Source organism: Micromonospora humidisoli, from assembly GCF_016900955.1.
GTDB classification, from domain to species: Bacteria; Actinomycetota; Actinomycetes; order Mycobacteriales; family Micromonosporaceae; genus Micromonospora; species Micromonospora wenchangensis.
The window spans coordinates 333,584-355,909 of the sequence record NZ_JAFEUO010000002.1 but is presented as its reverse complement, the minus strand read 5'-3'; the positions used below and the strand labels follow the sequence as shown (position 1 = coordinate 355,909).

Genomic DNA, 22,326 nt, shown 5'->3' with positions numbered 1-22,326 from the left:
AGCACTGTCTCGCCGGTCACAACACCTACCGTCCCTGCTCGGTGCCGCTGCTCCGGGCTCCGTGACTGCCAACACGCGGCTACCCGGCAGCCATTCCGGTAAAACCCTCAGCCGGCTTCCCGATCGGGTGACTCGGTGCGGAAGAAATTGCTCTGCCGGCCGTTCCGCAACTGCTCCTGGAAGATCAGGTTCAGCCTGCGGCCGTCGAACGTCCGGAACCAGTCGTCCCAGCTCACCACGCGCAGCCGACGATTCTCCCGGTAACCAGGCAGGTCGAAGGTGAGCACCCCCGGCCGGCCGTTGCGCTCGGTGCCCGCAATGGTCGCCGGCTTTGCCCCCCGGGCCGCGGCCCAGTTCCGGATCACCTGGTGGTTGGTGGTCACCAGGCTCCGGCCCGGACGTTCCGGACGGTCCGCCGGAGACGTGATGACCTGCGCGGAGCGTACCGAACGGGAGGTGGACCGCCCGGTGCGGACACCGGTGGCGCGGGCGGCCTTCGCCGGCGTCGCCTTCGCCCGCGTCGCCTTCGCCGCTGCCCGCGACGGGGTGGCCTTCGCCGCCCCGGCGGTGCCCGTGCGGGCCGGCGTCTTGCGGGCCGGCGCCCGGCCGGACGGGCCGGTGCTGCGTCGGGCGGCACCGCCGGCCCGACCCTCCGCGCGCAACGTCCGCGCGAGCGTCTTCACCAGTTCCGGCTTGCGCAACGCGGAGATCCCCGAGACCCCCCGCCGGCGCAGTTGACCCCGGATGTCGTCGACCCGCATCCGGGAGATCTCCGACTCGGAGATGCCCGGCGTGTTCGGGGTCCGGTTGCCGGCCTGACGCGTGGTCCTGGTCGCCGTCGCGCCGCGACCTGAGCTGTTCCGCTGAGCCATGACACGCTCCTCGACAGTCCGTCCTCGGCCTGCGGCGGGTCCCACACTGCCGCGCCGCAGCGCTGCGGCATACCCGTCAGGACCGGTCCGAACCACCTGACGACGGGGTGAACAGGTGGGCGAAGGCGGCCAGGTTCGCCGTCGACTCGCCCCGCTTGACCCGCCACTCCCACTCCCGGCGGATGGAACTACCGAAGCCGATCTCCAGCATCGTGTCGAAGGACTCGTCGGCGTAGCTGAGCACCGAGCCGAGCAGCCGGTCCAACTCGTCGGCGTCGACGGCCGACGGATTGACCCGCCCGGTCAGGTAGACGTCCCCGACCGCGTCGATCGAGAACGCGACCCCGTACATCCGGGCGTTGCGTTGCAGCAGCCACGCCCACAGCTCCTCACGCCGCTCGTCGGGTTGACGCATCACGAACGCCTCGACCCGCAGCGCGTGCTCACCGACGATCAGGTTGCAGATCGTCTTCAGCTTGTGGGTGCCCGGCAGGGTGACCGCGTACGAGCCCTCACCGGTGGCTTCCCAGTCCAGCTCCCGTTCGGTGCAGACCGCCTCGATCAGGGCCGCCAGCTCGCTCTTCGCGCTCATCGGACCCACTCTACGGCCGCCGTGGCCGCCCCACCCGACGACGCCGGGCGGGGCACCCCGTCACCAGGAGCCGGTGAGCGCCGGCCCGTCGGCAAGCCGGGCCGCCAACCGCTCCCGGTGCCCGGTGACCGCCTCGCCGTACACGGCGAGCAGCCCGGACACGGTGCGCTCCCAGGAGAAACTGCGGGCGTGCCGGGCAGCCCCCCGGCCCAGCGCCTCCCGGCCGGCCCGGTCGGGCAGCAACCGGGCCAGCGTACGGGCCCAGTCGCCCGGGTCGTGGCCGCGCACGAGCACGCCGCTGACCTGGTCCCGGACGGCGGTCACCAGGCCACCCACGGCGGCGGCGACCACCGGCGTACCGCAGGCCTGCGCCTCCAGGGCCACCAGCCCGAACGACTCGTTGTGCGAGGGCACCGCCACCAGGTCGGCCGCCCGGTAGAGGGCGGGCAGGTCGTCACCGGTGCGCGGCGGCAGGAAACGCACCCGGTCGGCGACCCCCAACGACCCGGCCAGCTCGATCAGCGAGGTGGGCCGGTCGAGGCCGCTGCCGCTCGGGCCGCCGCAGATCACCACGGTCACCTGGTCGGCGAGGACCGGATCGCGCTCCCGCAACGCGGCGACCGCGCGGACCAGCACGTCCGGGGCCTTCAACGGCTGGATCCGGCCGACGAACGCGACGACGTACCCGCCGGTGGGCAGGCCCAGCCGGCGACGGGCGGCGCGGGTGGCGACCTCCCGGTCCCCGACGACGGGCCGGAACCGCGCCAGGTCCACCCCCGGCTCGACGACCGCCACCCGGGCCGGGTCGGCGGCGTACCTGTCGACCAGGTCGGTGGCCTCCGCCCGGGTGTTCGCGACCAGCCGGTCGGCCTCGGCGACCACCTGCTCCTCGCCGATCACCCGGGCCTTCGGCTCCGGCCGGTCGCCGGCGGCGAGCTGGGCGTTCTTCACCTTCGCCAGGGTGTGCGCGGTGTGCACCAACGGCACCCCCCAGCGCTCCTTGGCCAGCCAGCCGACCTGCCCGGAGAGCCAGTAGTGCGAGTGGATCAGGTCGTAGTGGCCCGGCGGGCGGGCCGCCTCGGCCCGCAGCACCCCGGCGGTGAAGGCACAGAGCTGACCGGGCAGTTCCTCCTTGGTCAGCCCCTCCAGCGGGCCGGAGGTGACGTGCCGGACGTGCACGCCGGGGGCCATCTCCACCACCGGGGGCAGGTCACCGGAGGTGGCCCGGGTGAAGATCTCCACCTCGACGTTCGCCTCGGCGAGCCGCCGGGCGACCTCCAGGATGTAGACGTTCATGCCACCGGCGTCACCGGTGCCCGGTTGGTGCAACGGCGAGGTGTGCACCGACAGGGTGGCGATCCGGCGGGGCCGGGGCCACGGCAGGGCACCTCGCTGACGCCCGACACCGGTGTGCTGATCCGCCACGTCCGCTCCCTCTGTCAGGGTTGATGCCGTCCCGCACGACCGGCGCTCCTCCGTCAACCTGCACGCCGGATGCAATCTTCCCCATCGGGCTTCGGAAATGCCTCGCCCCGGGCCGTGGGCGTGACGGACCTCATCACCGGACCCGGGGCGGCCGGTCCCGTCGCCAGGGTGAGAATGGCGTGATGACCTCTGTCGCGATCGTCACCGGGGCGTCCAGCGGGATCGGCGCGGCCACCGCCCGCCGGCTCGCCGCCGAGGGTTTCCACGTGCTCGCCGCCGCCCGCCGCACCGACCGGCTCGCCGCGCTGGTCGCCGAGATCGCGTCGGCCGGCGGCAGCGCCACCGCCGTGGCCTGCGACGTCACCTCGGACGAGTCGGTGGCCGGGCTGGCCCGCGCCGCCGACGACGCCCCCGGGCCGGTCACCGTCCTGGTCAACAACGCCGGCGGGGCACGCGGGTTGGACCCGGTGGAGACCGGCTCGGTCGCCGACTGGCAGTGGATGTACGACGTGAACGTGCTCGGCACGTTGCGGGTCACCCAGGCCCTGCTGCCGGCCCTGGAGCGCTCCGGCGCCGGGACAGTCGTGATGGTCTCCTCCACCGCCGGCTTCACCGTGTACGAGGGCGGCGGCGGATACAGCGCGGCCAAGCACGCGCAGACCGCCGTGGCGGGCACCCTGCGGTTGGAGCTGTGCGGCCGGCCCGTCCGGGTGGTGGAGATCGACCCCGGGATGGTCCGGACGGAGGAGTTCAGCCTGAACCGCTTCGGCGGGGACTCGGCGAAGGCCGACGCCACCTACGCCGGGGTGGCGCAGCCCCTGGTGGCCGCCGACGTCGCCGAGTGCGTCGCCTGGTGCGCCACCCTCCCGCACCACGTCAACGTGGACCGGCTGGTGGTCCGCCCGCTGGCCCAGGCCGCCCAGCACAAGGTGCACCGGGTCGGGCAGTGACCCGGGATGGCTGACCGGGGCCGGCAGCGGCCGGTAGGGGTGGTGACCCGGGGAACGACGAACCCCAACCGGCTCCGCCGGGTCGACAACTGGATCGTCGAGACCTGCGGCGACCGGTTACGGGTCGCCGCCGACCCGCTGGTGGTGGACCTCGGTTACGGCGCCACCCCGGTCACCGCCGTCGAACTGCGCGAGCGGCTGGCCGCCCGGGTCCGCGCCGACGTCCGGGTGGTCGGGCTGGAGATCGACCCGGTACGGGTGGCCGCCGCCGCGCCGGCCGCCGACCCGCCGGGGTTGACGTTCGCCCGGGGCGGCTTCGAACTGGCCGGGTTGCGGCCCACCGTGGTCCGGGCGTTCAATGTGCTCCGCCAGTACGACGAGCGCGAGGTCGCCGATGCCTGGCGGACGGTCACCGACCGGCTCGCCCCGGACGGGGTGCTGGTCGAGGGCACCTGCGACGAGTTGGGCCGGCTGGCCGGCTGGCTGCTGATCGACGCCACCGGCCCCCGGACGCTGACCCTGGCCGCCAAACTGACCACGCTGGAGGGCCCGGCCCAGCTGGCCGAGCGCCTGCCGAAGGCGCTGATCCACCACAACGTGCCGGGTGAACGCATCCATGCCCTGCTCCGCGCCCTGGACAACGCCTGGCACGCCGCCGCCGGGCTGGCCCCGTTCGGTCCCCGCCAACGGTGGCTGACCGCCGTCGGCACCTTGCGGTCCGCCGGCTGGCCCGTCCTCGACCGCCCCCACCGCTGGCGGCACGGCGAACTCACCCTCCCCTGGCCCACCATCTCCCCCACCTGACCCCACTCCCCACCCGCACCCACCCGCGCCGCCCCGCCCGCGCCCACCCGCCCCATTTGTGTTGATCAAGAACTTTACGTCAAATTCGATCAGCAGCCTGACGTAAATCTCTTGATCACCCGACCCACCTGCCCACCTGCCCCGCCCCGACGGGCCTCGCAGGGGTGATCAAGAGGTTTACGTCATCCAGCCGCCCGAGAATGACCCGAACCTCTTGATCACGCTCGCCGACCACCGACCACCTCAACGCCACCCGTCCCGCCGAGGGTGGGGCCCGGCGATCAAGAGGTTTGCGTCATGGGGGCGGGCAGGGATGACGTAAAGCTCTTGATCAACACGGGCGGACACGAGCGCGGACGCGGCGCGGGGCGGGGCAGGGGGGTCAGAGGGTGCAGTTGATGAGGACGGGTTCGGGGTGGAGGGGGACGGCGAAGCGGGTGTGCACGCCGTCGCGGATCTCCCGGGCGAGGGCGATCAGGTCGGCGGTGCGGGCGGTGCCGCTGTGGTTGGTCAGGGCCAGGGTGTGCTTGCCGGAGATGGCGGTGCCGCCCGGCCCGGGATGCCCCTTGGCGAAGCCCGCCTTGTCGATCAGCCAGGCGGCGCTGACCTTCACCAGGTCACCCGGGCAGGGCCAGGAAGGGGGCTCGCCGATGTCGGCGGCACGCTCGCGCAGCAGGTCGTACGCCGCCCGGTCGAGCACCGGGTTGGTGAAGAACGAGCCGACCGACCAGGTGTCCGGGTCGGCGGTGTCGAGCACCATGCCCTTGCCGGCGCGCAGGGTCAGCACCGTGTCCCGGGCGGCGGCCAGCGGCACCCGGTCGCCGACCTCGACGCCGAGCGAGCGGGCCAGTTCGGCGTAGCGGACCGGCCCGGACAGCGGCGAGCGGTCCAGCCGGAAGTCGACCGAGAGCACCACCCAGCGGTCGCTGTACTTGAAGATGCTGCCCCGGTACGCGAAGCCGCAGTCGGCGGCGGCGACGGTGGTGAGCCGGTCCTCGGCGCGGTCGTACACCTGGACGCCGGTGATCCGTTCGGCGACCTCCTGGCCGTACGCGCCGACGTTCTGGATGGGGGTGGCGCCGGCCGAGCCGGGGATGCCGGAGAGGCACTCCAGGCCGGACCAGCCGTTGCCGACGGTGGCGGCGACGAGGTCGTCCCAGGGTTCGCCGGCTTCGACCCGTACGGTGACGGTGTCGGTGTCCTCGGCGACCACGGCGAAGCCCCGCGACCGGATCAGCACGACGGTGCCGGGGAAGCCGGCGTCCCCGACGACCACGTTGCTGCCGCCGGCGAGGACCAGCACCGGCTCGTCGCGCCGGTGCGCCTCGCGGACCCGGTGGACGATCTCGTCGGCGCTGGTGGCGGCGACGCAGCGGGCGGCGGGACCACCGAGGCGCAGGGTGGTGTATTCCGCCAGGGCAGCCGGATCGGCGGGTTCGGCGTCCGTTGTCGGTTTGGCGTAGACGTCTGACACGCCTTTCACCCTAGGCTGAGGGGTAGCCGCGGCACCCACTGGTCGCCGGGTCACCCCGGGGAGGATTTGCGATGAGCAGACTGCACGCCACGAAGGACTTCTGGATGGGAGCGCTCCGGGTCGACGGCCCGGCGTTCGCCGCGGCCGTCGCCGAGGCCCCGCCGGAGACACCGGTGCTGTCCTGCCCGGGGTGGACGGTGGCGGACCTGACCCTGCACCTGGCCGGCCTCTACCACTGGGTGCACTCCTTCGTCGGCTCCGGGGACACCGCCCAGCCGGCCCGCCCCGACGACACCGCCGAGATGCCCGCCGGGGTGTCCCCCCTCCAGCTCTGGCAGTACCAGTACGACCAGCTGATGACGCTCTTCGACACGCTCGACCCGGAGGCCCCGGCGTGGAACTGGGCGCCGCAGCCGAAGAAGGCCGGGTTCTGGCCCCGGCGGATGGCGCACGAGACCGCCGTGCACCGGTGGGACGCCCAGCTCGCCATCGCCGCCGGTGACCCGATCGAGGCGAAGCTCGCCGCCGACGGGGTCAGCGAGGTGCTGGACACCTGGCTGCCGTCCGGCCGTCGGCGCAACCGGGGGCAGTGGCAGGGGGTGGTGCACCTGACCGCGACCGACGCCGCCCAGGACTGGTACCTGCGGATGCGCGGCGAGGGGGTGGCCCTGCTGGACACCGCGACGGTCTTCGGGCACGACGACCACCACGCCCGGGTCCAGGTCACCGGGTCGGCCAGCGACCTGCTGCTGGCGCTGTGGGGCCGGGTCAGCTTCGACACCCTCGGCGTTGCGGGGGACCGTTCCCTGCTGGAGGGCCTGCGCGTCGGCTGACGCCCACCCGCGACCGCGCGTCGCCGTACCGAGAGCGGCCGTCCCACCCGTGACGGCCGCTCTCGGCGTTTCCGGGCGGCTGCTTCCGGCGTTGCGGTGCAGACCACGGGACGGCCGGCCCCGGCATCCGCGACAAGGTTCGAGAGAGCGCTCTCTTGACAGGAACCCATCGACCTACCACCCTGTCGTGAGAGCGCTCTCTCACCGAGATCGAATCCGGGCCGACGATCCGCGCGGCCCGCTCATACGCAGGTCCACACCCCACCACCCGACCTGAGAGGGGTCCCGACCCATGGGTGTCATCTCCCGCCGCCGCCTCACGGCGGTCGCCCTGGTCACCGTCACCGCGTTGCTCGGCACCACCGCCTGCGGCGGCGACGACGAGGCCGCCGACGGCGGCCCGGTCACGCTGACCGTCGACGTGTTCGGCCAGTTCGGCTACGAGAAGCTCTACCGGCAGTACGAGGCCGACCACCCCGGCGTCAAGATCGTCGAGCGGGGCACCGGCGGCAACCTCGACGAGTACTCCCCCAAGCTCACCCAGTGGCTCGCCGCCGGCAAGGGCGCCGGTGACGTGGTCGCCATCGAGGAGGGGCTGCTGGTCGAGTACAAGGCCAACCCGCAGAACTTCGTCAACCTGCTCGACCACGGGGCCGCCGAGCTCAAGGGCAACTTCCTGGAGTGGAAGTGGAACGGCGGGCTGACCGCCGACGGCAAGCAGCTCATCGGCCTCGGCACCGACGTCGGCGGGATGGCGATCTGCTACCGCAAGGACCTCTTCGCCGCCGCCGGCCTGCCCACCGACCGGGAGGCCGTGTCCAAGCTCTGGCCCACCTGGCAGGACTACGTGCGGGTCGGCGAGCAGTTCACGGCGAAGAACACCGGCGCGGCCTTCCTCGACGCCGCCACCAACACCTTCAACACCATCCTGTTGCAGACCGCCGGCAACACCACCGGCTACAGCTACTACGACACCGCCGACAAGCTGGTGGTCGACAGCAACCCGGCGGTACGCCAGGCGTACGACACCACCGTCGACATCATCGACTCCGGCCTCTCCGGCCGGTACGGGGCCTGGTCGGAGGAGTGGGTGTCGGCCTTCAAGCAGGCCAAGTTCGCCACCATCGCCTGCCCGGCCTGGATGACCGGGGTGATCGAGGGCAACGCCGGCCCGGACGCCAAGGGCAAGTGGGACATCGCCCAGGTGCCCGGCAGCGGCGGCAACTGGGGCGGCTCCTACCTGGCGGTGCCGAAGCAGAGTCGGCACCAGGCCGAGGCGATCGAGCTGGCCAAGTTCCTGACCAGCGCCAAGGGCCAGATCGGCGCGTTCCAGGAGAAGGGGCCGCTGCCGTCGTCCCCGCAGGCGCTCGACGACCCGGCGATCGTCAACTCGACCAACGCGTACTTCTCCGACGCCCCGGTCGGCACGATCTTCGCCGCCGGCGCGAAGAGCCTCAAGCCGGTCTACATGGGGCCGAAGAACCAGGCCGTCCGCACCGAGGTGGAGAACGCCGTGCGCACCGTCGAACTGGGCCAGCGCAACCCCGCCCAGGGCTGGGCCGACGCCACCGCCAACGCGAAGAAGGCCGCCGCCAAGTAACCCGCCCGGGTCCGTCCGGGGGCGAGGTGGCGGGGTCAGCACGCCGGGACGCCGCCACCCCGCCCCGGACGGACCCGGCAGGCGGGGACCGGGTGGGCGCGGAGAGAGGGAGCTGCGGGAGATGGTTGTTCAGGTTGACGGTCCGCCGCCGGGTGCAGTGACGACCCGGAGCAGACCGCCGGAGCGGGGGCACCGGTTGGCCCGGCTCGACGTCAGGTACTCGCCCTACCTGTACGTGACGCCGTTCTTCCTGCTCTTCGCGGTCTTCGGGCTCTATCCGCTGGCGTACACGTTCTGGGTGTCGCTGCACGACTGGGACCTGTTGGGGGTGGACCCGGCCTTCGTGGGCGCGCAGAACTACACCCAGCTGCTGGCCGACGCCGACTTCTGGAACTCGGTGGTGAACACGCTGGGCATCTTCGTCATCTCCACGGTGCCGCAGCTGCTCGCCGCCCTCTGGCTGGCCAATCTGCTCAACCGGCGGCTGCGGGCGCGGACCACCTGGCGGATGGCGGTGCTGGTGCCCAACGTCACCTCGACGGCGGCGGTGGCGATCGTCTTCGCGGTGCTGTTCGGCCGCGAGTTCGGCATGATCAACTGGCTGCTCGACCTGGTCGGCGTCGACGCGATCGACTGGAAGGCGAACCGGTTCGCCGCCTGGACGGCGATCTCCGCCATGGTCGACTGGCGGTGGACCGGCTACAACGCGTTGATCTTCCTGGCCGCCATGCAGGCCATCCCCCGCGACCTGTACGAGTCCGCCTCCATCGACGGGGCCGGCCGGGCCCGGCAGTTCTGGTCGATCACCGTGCCGCTGCTCAAGCCCACGATCATCTTCGCGGTGATCATCTCCACCATCGGCGGACTGCAACTGTTCACCGAGCCCCGGCTGTTCAACTCCGGCACCAACGCGATCCGGGGCGGGCCGCTGCGCGAGTCCCAGACGATGACCATGTACATGTTCGAGAACGCCTTCGCCCCGCACTACAACTTCGGCTACGGCTCAGCCGTCGCCTGGCTGCTCTTCGCCCTGATCGCGGTGGTCGCGGCGATCAACGTACTGATCCTGCGCCGGCTCGGCGGCGGCGCCCGCAAGGGGGACCGATGACCCGCATCTGGTCGGCCGGCCGGCTCACCTACCCGGCGCTGACGCTCACCGCCCTGCTGTCGATCTTCCCGATCTACTGGATGTTCGTGGTCGCCAGCCGCAGCAGCGACGCGATGGGCCAGGTGCCGCCACCGCTCACCCCCGGCGGCAACCTCGGCGCGAACATCACCCGGCTGTTCGCCAACCCCGACGCGCACTTCCTCACCGGCCTGGTCAACTCGACGATCGTCGCGGTCAGCGTCACCTTCTCGGTGGTGCTCTTCTCCACGCTGGCCGGGTTCGCCTTCGCCAAGCTGCGGTTCCGGGGCCGCAACGCCCTGCTCATGGTCATCGTCGCCACCATGATGGTGCCCACCCAGCTCGGGGTCATCCCGCTGTACCTGCTGATGACCAAGCTGAACTGGAACGACCGGCTGCCGGCGGTGATCGTCCCGGCCCTGGTCACCGGGTTCGGCGTGTTCATGATGCGCCAGTACGCGGCCCAGGCGGTCAGCACCGAGCTGATCGAGGCGGCCCGGGTCGACGGCTGCCACACGCTGCGGATCTACTGGAACGTGGTGCTGCCCGCGCTGCGCCCCGCCGCCGCCGTCCTCGGCCTGCTCACGTTCATGACGACCTGGAACGACTTCCTCTGGCCGTACGCTGTGCTCAACGACCCGGAGAACCCCACCGTGCAGTTGTCGCTACGGGCCCTCTCCGACGGTTACTACCAGGACATGTCGCAGGTGTTCACCGGCACGGCGATCGCGACGCTGCCGCTGCTGCTGGTGTTCGTCGTGTTCGGTCGCCAGATCATCGGCGGCATCATGGAAGGTGCGGTTAAGGCGTGAGCGCGAGGAGTGAGCCGGGTTTGCGAGCCCCGCAGTCGCGAACGAAGGAGAAGGCCGCGTGAACGATGTTCGATTTCCGGAGGGCTTCGTGTGGGGCGCGGCGACCGCCGCGTACCAGATCGAGGGCGCGGCCCGCGACGACGGTCGCGGCGAGTCCATCTGGGACACCTTCAGCCGTACGCCGGGCAAGGTGTTCGCCGGGCACACCGGTGACGTCGCCTGCGACCACTACCACAGGTACGCCGACGACGTGGCGCTGATGGCCGAGCTGGGGCTGGCCGCGTACCGGTTCTCGGTGGCCTGGCCCCGGATCAGGCCGGACGGCACCGGCCCGGTCAACCCGCGCGGCCTGGACTTCTACGACCGGTTGACCGATGCGCTGCTCGACCGGGGCATCGACCCGATCGTCACCCTCTACCACTGGGACCTGCCGCAGGCTTTGCAGGACCGGGGCGGCTGGGCCAGTCGGGAGACCGCCGAACACTTCGCCGACTACGCCCTGGCGGTGCACGCCCGGCTCGGCGACCGCATCCGCACCTGGACGACACTCAACGAGCCGTGGTGCTCGGCCTACCTGGGTTACGGCAACGGGGTGCACGCTCCCGGCGAGCGGGACGCCGGGGCGGCGTTCCGGGCCGTACACCATCTGCTGCTGGGGCACGGGCTGGCGGCGCGGGCGCTGCGGGCGGCGGGCGCGCGGACGGTCGGGATCACCCTCAATCCGGCGGACGTCGCGCCGGCCGACCCGGCCAGCGCCGCCGACGCCGCCGCGGTACGTCTGGTCGACGGCCTCCAGAACCGGATCTTCCTGGACCCGCTGACCGGCGCCGGCTACCCGGCCGACATGCTCGAACACGTGGCCCGGATGGTGGAGCCCACGTTCGTCCGGGACGGCGACGAGAAGATCATCGCCGCGCCGCTGGACCTGCTCGGGATCAACTACTACTCACCCACCTACGTCGCGGGCCGCCCGGACGGGGCGGGCAGCAGCGCCTACCCGGGCACCGAGGGGGCGGTGGAGTTCCTGCCCGCCACCGGGCCGGTGTCCGACATGGGCTGGCAGATCGAGCCGGCCGGGCTGACCCGGCTGCTGGTGCGGCTCGCCGCCGACTACCCGGGGCTCCCGCTGATGATCACCGAGAACGGTGGCGCGTTCCCCGACGACGGCAGCAGCCCGGCGGCCGACGCGGCGGGCCGGATCCACGACGCCGACCGGATCGCCTACCTGGACGGGCACCTACGGGCCGCGCACGAGGCCATCTCCCGCGGCGTCGACCTGCGCGGCTATCTCGTATGGTCGTTGCTGGACAACTTCGAGTGGGCCGAGGGCTATCGGAAGCGGTTCGGGATCGTCCACGTCGACTATCTGAACCAGCGGCGCACCCCGAAGTCGAGCGCCCGGTGGTACCAGGAGGTGATCTCCCGGAACGGGCTGTGACGAGGTGGTGGTGGCGGGTATGACGGCGGCACAGCGGCCCACCCTGGAGGAGGTCGCCCGGCAGGCCGGCGTCTCCCGGGCGACGGTCTCCCGGGTGGTGAACGGCTCCACCACGGTCGCCGAACCGATCCAGGAGGCGGTCCGTCGGGCGGTGGCCGAGCTGGGGTACGTGCCGAACCTGGCCGCCCGCAGCCTGGTCACCCAGCGGACCGACTCGGTCGCCCTGGTGCTGCCGGAGGCGGCCACCCGGGTCTTCTCCGACGACCAGGTCTTCCCCGGGCTCATCCGGGGCGCGGCCCAGGAGCTGGAGGCGGCCGACAAGCAGCTGGTGCTGATGCTGGCCGGCTCGCCCGCCGGACACGACCGGGTCACCCGCTACACCACCGGCCGGCACGTCGACGGGGTGCTGTTCGCCTCGCTGCACGGGGAGGATCCGCTGCCCGGCCGGCTCGCCCGCCTCGGCATCCCGGTGGTGTGCAGCGGCCGGCCGCTGGACGCCGCCGACGTGCCCTACATCGACGTGGACCACATCGGCGGGGTCGCCAGGGCGACCCGCTACCTGATCGACAACGGTCGTCGCCGGATCGCCACCATCGCCGGCCCGCAGGACATGGTCGCCGGCATCGAACGGCTCGCCGGCTACCGGGACACCGTGGTCGCCGCCGGCCTGCCCCAGATGATCGAGTACGGCGACTTCACCCGCGAGTCGGGGACCCTCGCGATGCGTCGGCTGCTCGCCGCGTACCCCGATCTGGACGCGGTCTTCGCCGCCTCCGACCTGATGGCGCACGCGGCCCTGCGGGCGCTGCACGAGGCGGGCCGGCGGGTGCCGGACGACGTCGCGGTGATCGGCTTCGACGATATCGAGACGGCCGCCTACACCGAGCCGCCGCTGACCACCGTGCGGCAGCCGATCGTCGAACTGGGCCGGAAGATGACCCGGCTGCTGCTGGCCCTGGCCGATGGTGCGGAGGTGGAGCGGGCGGTGGTGCTGCCGACCGAGCTGGTGATCAGGCAGTCCGCCTGACCCCTCCGCCCGTTCCCTTCCCCCGCCCCGCTCCCGGCCCGACGCTCCCTTCCCCGCCCCATGCTCCCCGCCCGACGCTCCCGGCCCGACACCCACGCCTTCGCCGCTCCCACTCGCGCCTTACTCGCCCACTTCCCCGCACTTCCCGCCGCCCGGCCACCCCGCTACCCGGCCACCCGGCCACCCGGCATATTTGAGCATCGCCCGACATAATCACTTTGAGTGACATAGCCGCAGCCCACCCACATCCCACCTCGACGCTTTGCTCTGCTGCCATCCAAGTGACAGGCACCGTGAGTAGTCGTCCGCGATAAGCGTCAGCCGGGCGTCCGCCCACCCCGCGCCAGGTCAGACGCCTGTCGCGCAGAGGGCAGCAGAGCAAAGGAAGGAAGTGAGAAGTGATGGGGATGGGCGGGCGCTTACCTGGAGTAGTCACGGTCGCATTCCCTCTCAACCGCTACCCAGAGCGACGACGGTAGGGGACGACGTAAAGCCGTAGCAGTCGGCTGCGACGGATGCCTACGCTCGCGGGCATGCCTGCCGCCGCTGTATCGCGTCGTCCCTCGCCCGTGCCTCCCGGCGAAAAGCGCTCCGCAGTCCGGCCGGGGGCGGGGTGGCGCGGGTGCTGATCCGTACCGCCCGACCAGACGACGCGCCGAGGGTGGTGGCGCTGCGGTCGCTCGTCCATCCGTATTTGGTGCGGGGGATCGCGTCGACCCGGCAGATGATCGCCCAACCACCACCCGAGGAGAACTGGGCGGCCTGGGTCGCCGAGACGGACGGGCAGATCACCGGCTGGGTTTCGGCGTTCCGGAACGCTCAGACCTCCGAGCCGGACTTCGGGGACATCTCCACCCTGCACGTGCATCCGGGGCATCGGGGCCGGGGGGCCGGAACGGCGCTGCTCACCGCCGCTCTGGCGCACCTGAGGTCGCTCCGGGTCCGCCGGGTGCGGACCTGGGCGCTGACCGACTCCCTGCCGTACGCCCGCCGGCACGGGTTCACCCCGAGCCGGGAACTGCGCTACTCGGCGCTCGACCTCCGCCCGGCACCACCGATGCCCGAACCGCCCGCCGGGGTACGTCTGCTCCCGCTCACCGGGCTCGACCCGTACCAGGTCTATCTCCTCGACGACGCCGCCGCTCCGGACGAGCCGGGCGACGTGCCGGTGGACGCGACCAGCTACTCCTACTGGCGGTCGGAGTGCTGGGAGAACCCGGGGCTGGACCGGGACGCCAGCACCGTCGCCGAGGTCGACGGTGCGCTGGTCGCGCTCAGTCTGGTCAAGCGGGACGGCGACCGGATGTGGTCCGACTACACCGCGACCCGGCCGGAGTACCGGGGCCGAGGGCTGGCGCGACTGACCAAGCAGGCCGCGCTGCACCGGGCCGCCGGCAATGGGGTACGGACTGCCTACACCGCCAACGACGAGGCCAACGCCCCGATGCTGGCGATCAACACCCGACTCGGCTACCGCCAGACGGCATCCAGTTGGTCCTGCCTCCGCGAACTCACCTGACGACACATCCGGCCGGATCACCCCACCACCGGGAAGCCCGGCCGCCGGTCAGCCCTCGGCGAGGACGCGGGTGGCGATCGCGTGGGTATCGACGCCGAAGAGCACCAGGCGGGCCTCGGTGACCTGGGCCGGCGTCGCAGGGCGCAGCACGGACAGCGCCTGGCGTACCGCGTCGTCGATCGGCCAGCCGTAGACGCCGGCGGAGATCAGCGGGAACGCGACGGTGGTCGCACCCAACCCGCCGGCGACGGCGAGACTGTTGGCGTAGCAGTCCCGCAGCAGGGCCGACCGGTCCTCGGTGATGGAGTGGACCGGGCCGACGGTGTGCACCACCCAACGGGCCGGCAGGTCACCGGCGGTGGTGGCGACCGCCTGCCCGGTGGGCAGACCCCGGCCGTACCGGGAGGCCCGCAACGCCCGGCACTCCGCCAGGATCGCCGGGCCGCCCCGGCGATGGATGGCCCCGTCGACGCCTCCGCCGCCGAGCAACGACGAGTTGGCCGCGTTGACGATCACGTCGACCCGCTGAGCGGTAATGTCCCCCTCGACCAGGGTCACCCGCATGTCAGCTCTCCTCGATGTGCTGGCCCAGCGACCGGCGGGCGAGCAGCGCCGCCCCGGCGACGGCGGCCGGCATCACCAGCACCGCACCGAGCGGGATCAGGAAACACAGGAAGACCGCCACGCCGAAGCCGAGCGAGGTGGCCCGGTCCGCCTTGAGCCGGGCCCGCCGATCCGGCAGGCGCAGCCCCCGGCGGGAGAACGGCGCACCGACCAGCTCCACGGCGAGCAGCCAGCCGCCCACCGCCGCGCCGACCACCGGCACCACGGTCTGCCCGACCACCGGGATGAAACCGGCCAGGAACAGCGGGATGCCGAACAGCACCGAGAGCCCGACCAGCCGCAGCGAGTCGACGACGCTGCGCCGCAACGACGCCCCGAACGGCACCTCCACCGCGCCGGGGGTGCCACCGAGGCGGTCCTCCACCCGCTCGGAGATCTTCTCGTAGAACGGGTCACCGATGACCAGGGTGACCGCGGTGAACCCGACCACGGTGAGCAGCCCGCCGAGCCCGAGGAAGGCCAGCCCGGCGATCACCCGGACCAGGCTGCGCGGGGTGTCCGACCAGTCGTCGGCGAACGGGGTCACCCACGCCGCCAGCTCGTCCACGAAATAGATCAGGGTGGCGAACGCGGCGACGAAGAGCGCGGCGGACAGCAGCGCCGGTACCACGCCCAGCAGCATCAGCCCCGGGCTGCGGACGTACAGGCCGAGGCCGCGCAGGAGCAGGCCCACGCCGCCGAAGAAGCGACGGGTGGCGCCGGTCACCGGCGCGGCGATCGTACGGGGTCCGTTCACGACCGCAGAGCCTATCGGCCGTACGCCATCGCCACCGGACACCCGGTGACGCCGCGCGCCGGGTCGGGCCGGCAGGATGCAGGGGTGCGCGCCGCCCGGTTGATCTCCCTGGTGCTGCTGTTGCAGGCCCGGGAGACGATGACCGCCGCCGAACTCGCCCGGGAGCTGGAGGTGTCCGAGCGGACCGTCTACCGGGACGTGCTGGCGTTGTCCGCCGCCGGGGTGCCGGTGTACGCCGACCGGGGACGCGCCGGCGGGTACCGGCTGCTCGGCGGCTACCGGACCCGGCTGACCGGGCTGACCCGCGACGAGGCGGAGGCGCTCTTCCTCGCCGGGCTTCCCGGCCCCGCCGGTGACCTGGGACTGGCCGACGCGGTGGCGTCCGCCGAACTGAAGGTGCTCGCCGCGTTGCCGCCGAGCCTGCGCGACGCCCCGGCCCGCACCGGGCAACGGTTCCACCTGGACGTGCCCGGCTGGTTCCGGGAGTCCACCCCGCCCCGCTGGCTGGCCGAACTGGCCCGCGCGGTGTGGCGGGACGGCGTGGTGGTGCTGCGGTACCGGCGCGGCGAACGGGAGGTGACCCGGCGGGTCGAGCCGTACGGGTTGGTGCTCAAGAGCGGCACCTGGTATCTCGTCGGCCGGGTCGGTGACGCGATGCGTACCTACCGGGTGGACCGGGTGGTCGACGTCGTGCCCGACCCGGCGACGTTCGTCCGGGACGACGGTTTCGACCTGGGCGGCTACTGGCGGGAGCAGGCCGAGGCGTTCCTGCGGGGCATGCTCGCCGAGCGGGTCACCGTGCGGGTCAGCCCCGTCGGCCTGCGCCGGCTGCGGTTCCTCGCCGACACCCCCTTCGCGTACGAGGAGGCGCTGGCCGCGGCCGGCGCACCCGACGGGCAGGGGTGGGTGGTGACCCGGCTGCCCGTCGAGTCCGTCGAGGTGGCGTACGCCCAGCTGCTCGCCTTCGGTCCGGAGGCGGAGGTGCTCGACCCGCCGGAGCTACGGGCCCGCCTGGTCGACGCGGCGGCCCGCTCAGCCACCCTCTACGGCGTCGCCCCCGGGCCCCCGGATCAGCGGTAGCCGGTGGGGTCGGCGGGCCGGTCCGCCTCGACCACCTCGCTGAGGTAGCGGAAGGCGTCCGGGCGGCTGCCGTCGAGGTCGGTGAAGCCGTACACCCGGGCCAGTTCGCCGGCCGAGACGGACGCCTGGTTCCAGCGGGCCCGGTCGGCGTCGGCGGCCAGGGCGACGACCGCGCGCCCGACGAAGGCCGGCGTCTCCGAGATGACGAAGTGCGGGTCCTTCGCCGCGCCGTCGCGCCAGGTCTCCTCGGTCACCCCGAAGTGCTCCAGCATCGCCTCGGACCGGATCCAGCCGGGGGTGAGCGCCACGGCGGTGCACCCGTGCGGTGCCAGCTCGTGCCCCCAGCTGTACGCGAGCCGGGTCACCGACACCTTCGCCAGGTCGTAGAAGACCGACAGCCGGTAGTGCGTGTCGTTGTACGCCCGGGTGCCGTCGCCGATCTCGACGACCAGCCCCCCGGGGCGGCGGATCAGCAGCGGCAACGCGAAGTGGCTGGTGACGATGTGGGTGTCCACCGCCAGCCGCAGGGTGCGGAACCCGGTGTCCAGCGGCTGCTCCCAGACCGGCTTGTCCCAGGTGATCAGCGGGTCGGCCCCCCACACGTCGTTGACCAGCACGTCGAGCCGGCCCTGTTCGGCGTCGATCCGGGCCACCAGGTCGCGTACCTGCTCGGGCACGAGGTGGTCGACCCGGACCGCGACGCCGGTGCCCCCGGCGGCGGTGACCAGCTCGGCGGTCTCCTCGATGGTCTCGGGACGGTCCAGCTCGGAGCGGCCGGCCCGGCTGCTGCGGCCGGTGGCGTAGACCGTCGCTCCGGCCGCGCCGAGCTGGATGGCGATCTGCCGGCCCGCGCCCCGGGTCGCGCCGGCCACCAGCGCGACCTTTCCGTCCAACGGTGTCGTCGTCATACCGTCGAGGGTGGCAGTGATACCTGACAACCGAAGTCCGGTTTCACGCGACGGTTCGATCCGGCATGCTCCCGGCATGCACCTGCTGCTCTCCGGGATCGTCGGCTCGGTCGCCTACGGACTGGCCGGCCCCGGCTCCGACGTCGACCGGATCGGCGTCTTCGCCGCCCCGACCGTCGCCTTCCACGGCCTGCGTCCGCCCCGGGAGTCGGTGGTCACCACCGACCCGGACGTCACCCTGCACGAGGCCGGCAAGTACGCCCGGCTGGCGTTGAGCGGCAACCCGACGGCCACCGAGCTGATCTGGCTCCCCGACGACTGCTACGAGACCCGCACCGAACTCGGTGACCGCCTGGTCGCCATCCGGTCGGCGTTCCTCAGCGCACCGCGCGTCCGCGACGCCTACCTCGGGTACGCAAGCCAGCAGTTCCGCAAGCTGACCACCCGGGACGCGACGGTGGGCGGCCGACGCCGCTCGGCCAAGCACGCCCGGCACCTGGCCCGGCTGCTGCACCAGGGGCGCACCCTCTACGCCACCGGCGTGCTGGAGATCCGGCTGGCGGACCCGCAGTGGTTCCGGGCGTTCGGCGAGCGGGTCGCGGGCGGCGCGCTGGCCGAGGCGCAGGCGCTGGTCGCCGAGGCGGAACGGGACTTCGACCGGCTCCGCACCCCGCTGCCCGACCGGCCCGACGAGGCCACCGTGGAACGCTGGCTGCGTGCCGTCCGCGCCGCCCACCTGCCGACGGCGGACGCCGACGCTAGTCGTTGAGGAAGGTGGAGATCCGGTCCCGCAGGTCGGCGCGGTCGGTCCAGGCGAACCCGGGGCGGTCGTAGACGTGCAGGGTCGCCTGCGGCAACGCATCGGCCAGCTCGGCGGCGATGTGGGTCGGGTGCAGGTCGTCCCCGACGCAGCCGATCACCAGGGCCGGGGCGGTCACCCCGGCCAGCACGGCGAGGTCGGCCAGCGGGGACTGCTCCGGCAGGTCGGCCAGCCCGGCGGCGAGCCCGTCGCGGAGCAACTGGTCGAGCCGCTGCCGCAGGTAGGCCCAGCCGGCCGGGGTGTTGCGGACCGACGGCGGCAGCTCCAGGGCGACCACGTCCGCCACGGCCGAGGCGTCGCCGCCGGACACCGCCGCCAACAGGTCGGCCAGCCGCTGCTGGGCGATCGGGCCGCGCGGCCGGTCGAGGACGGCGGGCAGCAGGAAGACCAGCTTGTCGAACCGGTCCGGGCTCTCGGCGAGCAGCCGGCACAGCGCGCCCGCGCCGAGGCTCGCCCCGAACGCCCGGGTGGCGCCGCTGAGGTCCGCCACCGCCCGCAGGTCACGGGCCAGGTCGAGGTAGCTCCACGGGCCGGGCGGCGCGTCGGAGCGGCCATGGCCCCGGAACTGGAAGAAGACCCGGCGGCCGGCGACCGCGCTGCCGAACGGGCGGGTGGTGGCGATGCCGTTGCCGAATCCGTGCGCGAACACGGTGACCGGGTCACCGACGCCGGTGACCAGCCGTTCCAACTGCACGTCGTGCGGGGTGGCGACCAGCTCGGTCTCCGGCTCCGGCAGGGCGGGTCGCCCGGTGCGCGGCGCGCCCGGCCCCGGGCCCCAGGTGCGGGGTCCGCCGTCCGGCGGTGGCGGCCAGCGGAAACCCCTCACCAGAACCCTTTGCCGTCGTGCAGGTCACGCAGCCCCACCCGGACGTCGAGCAGGTAGATCAGGCCGGCAGCGATGCCGATCAGCCCGAAGATGCTCAGCGCGCCGAAACCGAGCAGGGTGAGCAGCATGCAGACGGCCAGGATGGCGATCCAGCCACCCTTGGGGAGGGTCCCGATCGCCGGGAAGGCGTCCGAGCGCTGGGTGAACGCGTGCACCAGCGAGATGCCCTGCACCGCCAGTGCGAACACGAGCAGGACCAGGTCGATCACGTAGACGAGGTGGAACACGAAGATCGGCGCGGCGATGGCCATGTCGGCCAGCATATGCCGACGGCCCCGGAAACGTCCGTCAGGACGCCCCCGGGGCCGGTGTCGGCGACCGTCACTCGGCGGCCGGGCGGGTCCGCTTCGTGGTCTTCGGCTTCGCCGGCGTACCGGTCGTGGTCGACCCGGTCGCCGCCGCCTTGGTGGCCTTGGCGGCCTTGCTGACCCGGGTCCGGGCAGGCTTGGCGGCGACCGGCTTGGCCTCGACGACCTCGGCCACGTCCGCCGGGGTCGGCGTGTGGTCGGTGGCGGTCACGTCCGAAGGGCCGGTCGTGGCGTCCTGCGTGGTCCCCGTACGCACGGTGGCGTCGGTCGCCTCGATGTCGGCGTTGACGGTCTCGGCGGCCTCCAGCACCCCGGCACCGACCACCCGTTCGCCCCGGGCGATCAACGCACCGTAGGCGGCCAGCGCACGCTCCTGGGCGGCCTGCGCCCCGGCGACCACGACGGCCGCGTTGCGGGTGGCGGCGCCGCGCAGCCGGTCCAGGTCCAGCTCGGCCCGCAGCTTGTCCAGGTCCAGCTCGGCGCGGAGCTTGTCCAGGTTCAGCTCGGCGCGCAGCTTGTCCAGGTTCAGCTCGGTCGGGGCGACCCGCTCACGCAGGCCGGTGGCGGTCAGGTTGGCGGTACGGAACGTCTCGGTGGCCTTCTGCCGCAGCTCGACCCCGGTGACGACGGCCCGGCCACCCAGCTCGGCGACGACCTTGGTGCCGTCGGCGACGACCCGGTTGCCCAGTTCGGTCGCCACGCTGGGCAGCTTGCGCAGCTGCTGGTAGGCCAGCTCTCCGGCGCCGGCGGCGGCGTAGAGCGGGGCAGGGATGCGGTTGGTCTTCGGCTGGGTCATGACAACTCCTCCTCGGCCGCTCCGGCGGCCCTGCTGGTGCTGGTCGTGGGTGCGGCGTCCACCCGGCCGGTGCGGGTGCCGGTGGCCGGAAACTCCGGTGCCGCCACGCTGTCGGCGGCGCTGCCCGGGGCGGGGGCGGTGCCCGCCTCGGTGCGGGCGACCGATTCGAGGACGGCCTCGGTCGGGGTGCCCTCCGGGGTGACCGGGCCGGTGGCCGCCGGGGTGATCCCGGCTGCCGCCTCGGTCGGCACGGCCGGTGCGGACGGGCCACCCGCCGGGGCCGGCGTGGCCGGTCCGGGGTTGGTGACCGGTCGGTCCGCCATGGCGGCGGTCCGGTCCGTGACGACCGGCTGAGCCGTGCCGGGGGCCTCGTCGGTGGCGGCCACCGGCTCGTCCTCGGCGGGCGGGTTGGTGGCGGCTTCGGCCTCGGCCAGGCGGGTGTTCTCCCGGCGGAAGGTCTCGTAGATCTGGCTGAGGGACTGTTTCTGGGCCATCGTGAGGTCGGGGTCGACCGCGATGGCGGCGAGCACCCCCTGACCCTCCTTGTCGTCGAGCAGCCCGGCCCGCAGGTACATCGCCGGGGTGGAGACCCGCAACGCGCTGGCCAACTGCTGGAGCACCTCGGCGCTGGGCTTGCGCAGCCCCCGCTCGATCTGGCTGAGGTAGGGGTTGCTCACCCCCGCCTGCTCGGCGAGTTGGCGGAGCGAGATCTTGGCGTTCCGCCGCAGGTCACGGATGAATCCGCCGACGTCGGGTAGATCCTTGGGTGCGGCCATACCCCAACCGTAGTCCGCGCCGCTAGCTCCAGCAAGCAAAACGCTAGCCAGAGTTAGCGAGGTAACAAACCGCGTTGCGGCACCCGATGTCCGGTCCGTACCTTGCTCGGCGTGACCACGAACATCGCCGTCAACGGCACCACCCTGGGGTACGACGAAGCGGGCAGCGGCAGCCCGGTGCTCCTGCTGCACGCGGGGATCGCCGACCGGCGGATGTGGCACGGCGTACGGGACGCCCTCGCCGACCGGCACCGGGTGATCTGCCTGGACCTGCGCGGCTACGGGGACTCCGCGCTGCCGCCGAAGTCCTTCGCCCACCACGACGACGTCCGGGCGGTGCTGGACGCGCTCGGCATCGAACAGGCCGCCCTGGTCGGATGCTCGTTCGGCGGGGCGGTGGCGATCGACACCGCGCTGGCGTACCCGCAGCGGGTGTCGGCGCTGGCGCTGTTCGGCACCGCCGTGTCCGGGCACGAGTGGTCGGCGCAGACCGAGGAACTGTGGGACACCCTGGTCGGTGAGGTCGACGAGGCGGATCTCGCGGCCAGCGCGGCAGGTGAGGTGCGGTTCTGGGTGGTCGGGCCGTACCGCCGCCCGGAGGACCTGGACCCGGCGTTCATCGCCGCCGCCGAGGAGTCCGACCGCCGGGCCCTCGCCGCCGAGCAGGCGCTGAGCGCGGTCGACGTCGTCGAACTCGACCCGCCCGCCATCGGCCGGCTCGGCGAGCTGCGGATGCCGGTGCTGGTCACCGCCGGTGCCGTCGACATCCCGGACATCATCGGACTGGCCGACCGGATCGCCGCCGAGGCCCCGGACGCCCACCGCCTCCCCGACGTACCCGACGCGGCCCACCTGGTCCCGCTGGAAAGCCCAGCCCCGGTCGCCGACGCCCTCCGCGCCTTCCTCCCCTGACAGTCGCG

At 72.9% G+C, this 22,326-nt stretch carries 22 protein-coding genes and 1 pseudogene; 12 read left to right on the top strand and 11 right to left on the bottom strand.

Annotated elements, in window-relative coordinates; genetic code table 11:
- Positions 1-107: 107 nt before the first annotated feature.
- The 3 genes from JQN84_RS07000 to mshA form a co-directional block, all read right to left on the bottom strand.
- Positions 108-872: a hypothetical protein gene (locus JQN84_RS07000; protein WP_204957602.1), complete on the bottom strand. Its 765-nt coding sequence runs from the start codon at positions 870-872 to the stop codon at positions 108-110.
- A 76-nt stretch (positions 873-948) separates the two neighbouring features.
- Positions 949-1,464: a type III secretion system chaperone family protein gene (locus JQN84_RS06995; protein ID WP_204957601.1), complete on the bottom strand. Its 516-nt coding sequence runs from the start codon at positions 1,462-1,464 to the stop codon at positions 949-951.
- Between the two features lie 60 nt (positions 1,465-1,524).
- Positions 1,525-2,889, bottom strand: a complete 1,365-nt coding sequence (gene mshA / locus JQN84_RS06990) for a D-inositol-3-phosphate glycosyltransferase (RefSeq protein WP_204957600.1) — start codon at positions 2,887-2,889, stop codon at positions 1,525-1,527.
- A gap of 182 nt (positions 2,890-3,071) precedes the next feature.
- Here mshA and JQN84_RS06985 point away from each other — a divergent pair, with 182 nt between their 5' ends.
- Together JQN84_RS06985 and JQN84_RS06980 are read left to right on the top strand one after the other, a co-directional pair.
- Entirely contained in the window at positions 3,072-3,839 is a 768-nt protein-coding gene (locus JQN84_RS06985; RefSeq protein WP_204957599.1) for an SDR family oxidoreductase, read from the top strand.
- Between the two features lie 6 nt (positions 3,840-3,845).
- Positions 3,846-4,643 (top strand): class I SAM-dependent methyltransferase, encoded by a 798-nt coding sequence (locus JQN84_RS06980; RefSeq protein ID WP_204957598.1) that lies wholly within the window; start codon positions 3,846-3,848, stop codon positions 4,641-4,643.
- 382 nt (positions 4,644-5,025) lie between these two features.
- Here JQN84_RS06980 and JQN84_RS06975 read toward each other — a convergent pair whose 3' ends face one another.
- Positions 5,026-6,117 carry a UDP-N-acetylmuramate dehydrogenase gene (locus JQN84_RS06975; RefSeq protein ID WP_204957597.1) on the bottom strand — a complete coding sequence of 364 codons (1,092 nt, stop codon included), beginning with the start codon at positions 6,115-6,117 and terminating at the stop codon, positions 5,026-5,028.
- Between the two features lie 71 nt (positions 6,118-6,188).
- Between JQN84_RS06975 and JQN84_RS06970 the strand changes: the two genes are divergently transcribed.
- The 7 genes from JQN84_RS06970 to JQN84_RS06940 all read left to right on the top strand — a co-directional run bounded on the left by JQN84_RS06970 (position 6,189) and on the right by JQN84_RS06940 (position 14,472).
- Positions 6,189-6,950 carry a maleylpyruvate isomerase family mycothiol-dependent enzyme gene (locus tag JQN84_RS06970; protein WP_204957596.1) on the top strand — a complete coding sequence of 254 codons (762 nt, stop codon included), beginning with the start codon at positions 6,189-6,191 and terminating at the stop codon, positions 6,948-6,950.
- A 292-nt stretch (positions 6,951-7,242) separates the two neighbouring features.
- Complete coding sequence (locus JQN84_RS06965; protein ID WP_204957595.1) at positions 7,243-8,550, top strand: ABC transporter substrate-binding protein; 1,308 nt, start codon at positions 7,243-7,245, stop codon at positions 8,548-8,550.
- Positions 8,551-8,671: 121 nt separating this feature from the next.
- The gene (locus tag JQN84_RS06960) at positions 8,672-9,658 is read left to right on the top strand and encodes a carbohydrate ABC transporter permease (RefSeq protein ID WP_204957594.1); all 987 of its coding nucleotides are present in this window, start codon (positions 8,672-8,674) and stop codon (positions 9,656-9,658) included.
- Positions 9,655-10,488, top strand: coding sequence for a carbohydrate ABC transporter permease (locus tag JQN84_RS06955; RefSeq protein WP_088646087.1), 834 nt, complete (start codon positions 9,655-9,657; stop codon positions 10,486-10,488). The genes JQN84_RS06960 and JQN84_RS06955 overlap by 4 nt, the downstream gene beginning before the upstream one ends.
- A gap of 58 nt (positions 10,489-10,546) precedes the next feature.
- A complete protein-coding gene (locus JQN84_RS06950) occupies positions 10,547-11,926 on the top strand; it encodes a GH1 family beta-glucosidase (RefSeq protein ID WP_204957593.1) in 1,380 nt (459 codons plus the stop codon).
- A 19-nt stretch (positions 11,927-11,945) separates the two neighbouring features.
- Positions 11,946-12,953 (top strand): LacI family DNA-binding transcriptional regulator, encoded by a 1,008-nt coding sequence (locus JQN84_RS06945; RefSeq protein ID WP_204957592.1) that lies wholly within the window; start codon positions 11,946-11,948, stop codon positions 12,951-12,953.
- A gap of 622 nt (positions 12,954-13,575) precedes the next feature.
- On the top strand, positions 13,576-14,472 hold the full coding sequence (locus tag JQN84_RS06940) for a GNAT family N-acetyltransferase (RefSeq protein ID WP_204924752.1): 897 nt from the start codon (positions 13,576-13,578) through the stop codon (positions 14,470-14,472).
- A 48-nt stretch (positions 14,473-14,520) separates the two neighbouring features.
- Here JQN84_RS06940 and JQN84_RS06935 read toward each other — a convergent pair whose 3' ends face one another.
- A complete protein-coding gene (locus JQN84_RS06935) occupies positions 14,521-15,036 on the bottom strand; it encodes an O-acetyl-ADP-ribose deacetylase (protein WP_204957591.1) in 516 nt (171 codons plus the stop codon).
- A 1-nt stretch (position 15,037) separates the two neighbouring features.
- On the bottom strand, positions 15,038-15,832 hold the full coding sequence (locus JQN84_RS06930) for an EI24 domain-containing protein (protein ID WP_204957590.1): 795 nt from the start codon (positions 15,830-15,832) through the stop codon (positions 15,038-15,040).
- Positions 15,833-15,916: 84 nt separating this feature from the next.
- Between JQN84_RS06930 and JQN84_RS06925 the strand changes: the two genes are divergently transcribed.
- Positions 15,917-16,912, top strand: a complete 996-nt coding sequence (locus tag JQN84_RS06925; protein ID WP_204957589.1) for a helix-turn-helix transcriptional regulator — start codon at positions 15,917-15,919, stop codon at positions 16,910-16,912.
- Here the strand turns inward: JQN84_RS06925 and JQN84_RS06920 are convergent.
- The gene (locus JQN84_RS06920; RefSeq protein WP_204957588.1) at positions 16,903-17,820 is read right to left on the bottom strand and encodes an SDR family oxidoreductase; all 918 of its coding nucleotides are present in this window, start codon (positions 17,818-17,820) and stop codon (positions 16,903-16,905) included. The two genes, JQN84_RS06925 and JQN84_RS06920, sit on opposite strands and share 10 nt — an antisense overlap.
- A 76-nt stretch (positions 17,821-17,896) precedes the next feature.
- Between JQN84_RS06920 and JQN84_RS06915 the strand changes: the two genes are divergently transcribed.
- On the top strand, positions 17,897-18,589 hold the full coding sequence (locus tag JQN84_RS06915; protein WP_204957587.1) for a nucleotidyltransferase domain-containing protein: 693 nt from the start codon (positions 17,897-17,899) through the stop codon (positions 18,587-18,589).
- Here the strand turns inward: JQN84_RS06915 and JQN84_RS06910 are convergent.
- From JQN84_RS06910 to JQN84_RS32525, 4 genes and pseudogenes are all read right to left on the bottom strand, one after another.
- Positions 18,579-19,466 carry an alpha/beta fold hydrolase gene (locus JQN84_RS06910; RefSeq protein WP_204957586.1) on the bottom strand — a complete coding sequence of 296 codons (888 nt, stop codon included), beginning with the start codon at positions 19,464-19,466 and terminating at the stop codon, positions 18,579-18,581. The genes JQN84_RS06915 and JQN84_RS06910 overlap by 11 nt on opposite strands.
- On the bottom strand, positions 19,463-19,777 hold the full coding sequence (locus JQN84_RS06905) for a DUF2516 family protein (RefSeq protein ID WP_088643267.1): 315 nt from the start codon (positions 19,775-19,777) through the stop codon (positions 19,463-19,465). The genes JQN84_RS06910 and JQN84_RS06905 overlap by 4 nt, the downstream gene beginning before the upstream one ends.
- 70 nt (positions 19,778-19,847) lie before the next feature.
- Positions 19,848-20,630 (bottom strand): hypothetical protein, encoded by a 783-nt coding sequence (locus JQN84_RS06900; protein ID WP_204957585.1) that lies wholly within the window; start codon positions 20,628-20,630, stop codon positions 19,848-19,850.
- A gap of 179 nt (positions 20,631-20,809) precedes the next feature.
- Positions 20,810-21,406, bottom strand: a pseudogene (locus JQN84_RS32525) (helix-turn-helix domain-containing protein); the annotation flags it as partial.
- Positions 21,407-21,517: 111 nt separating this feature from the next.
- On the opposite strand from JQN84_RS32525, the gene JQN84_RS06890 reads away from it, so the two are divergent.
- Positions 21,518-22,318, top strand: coding sequence for an alpha/beta fold hydrolase (locus JQN84_RS06890; protein ID WP_307821057.1), 801 nt, complete (start codon positions 21,518-21,520; stop codon positions 22,316-22,318).
- Positions 22,319-22,326: the final 8 nt, after the last annotated feature.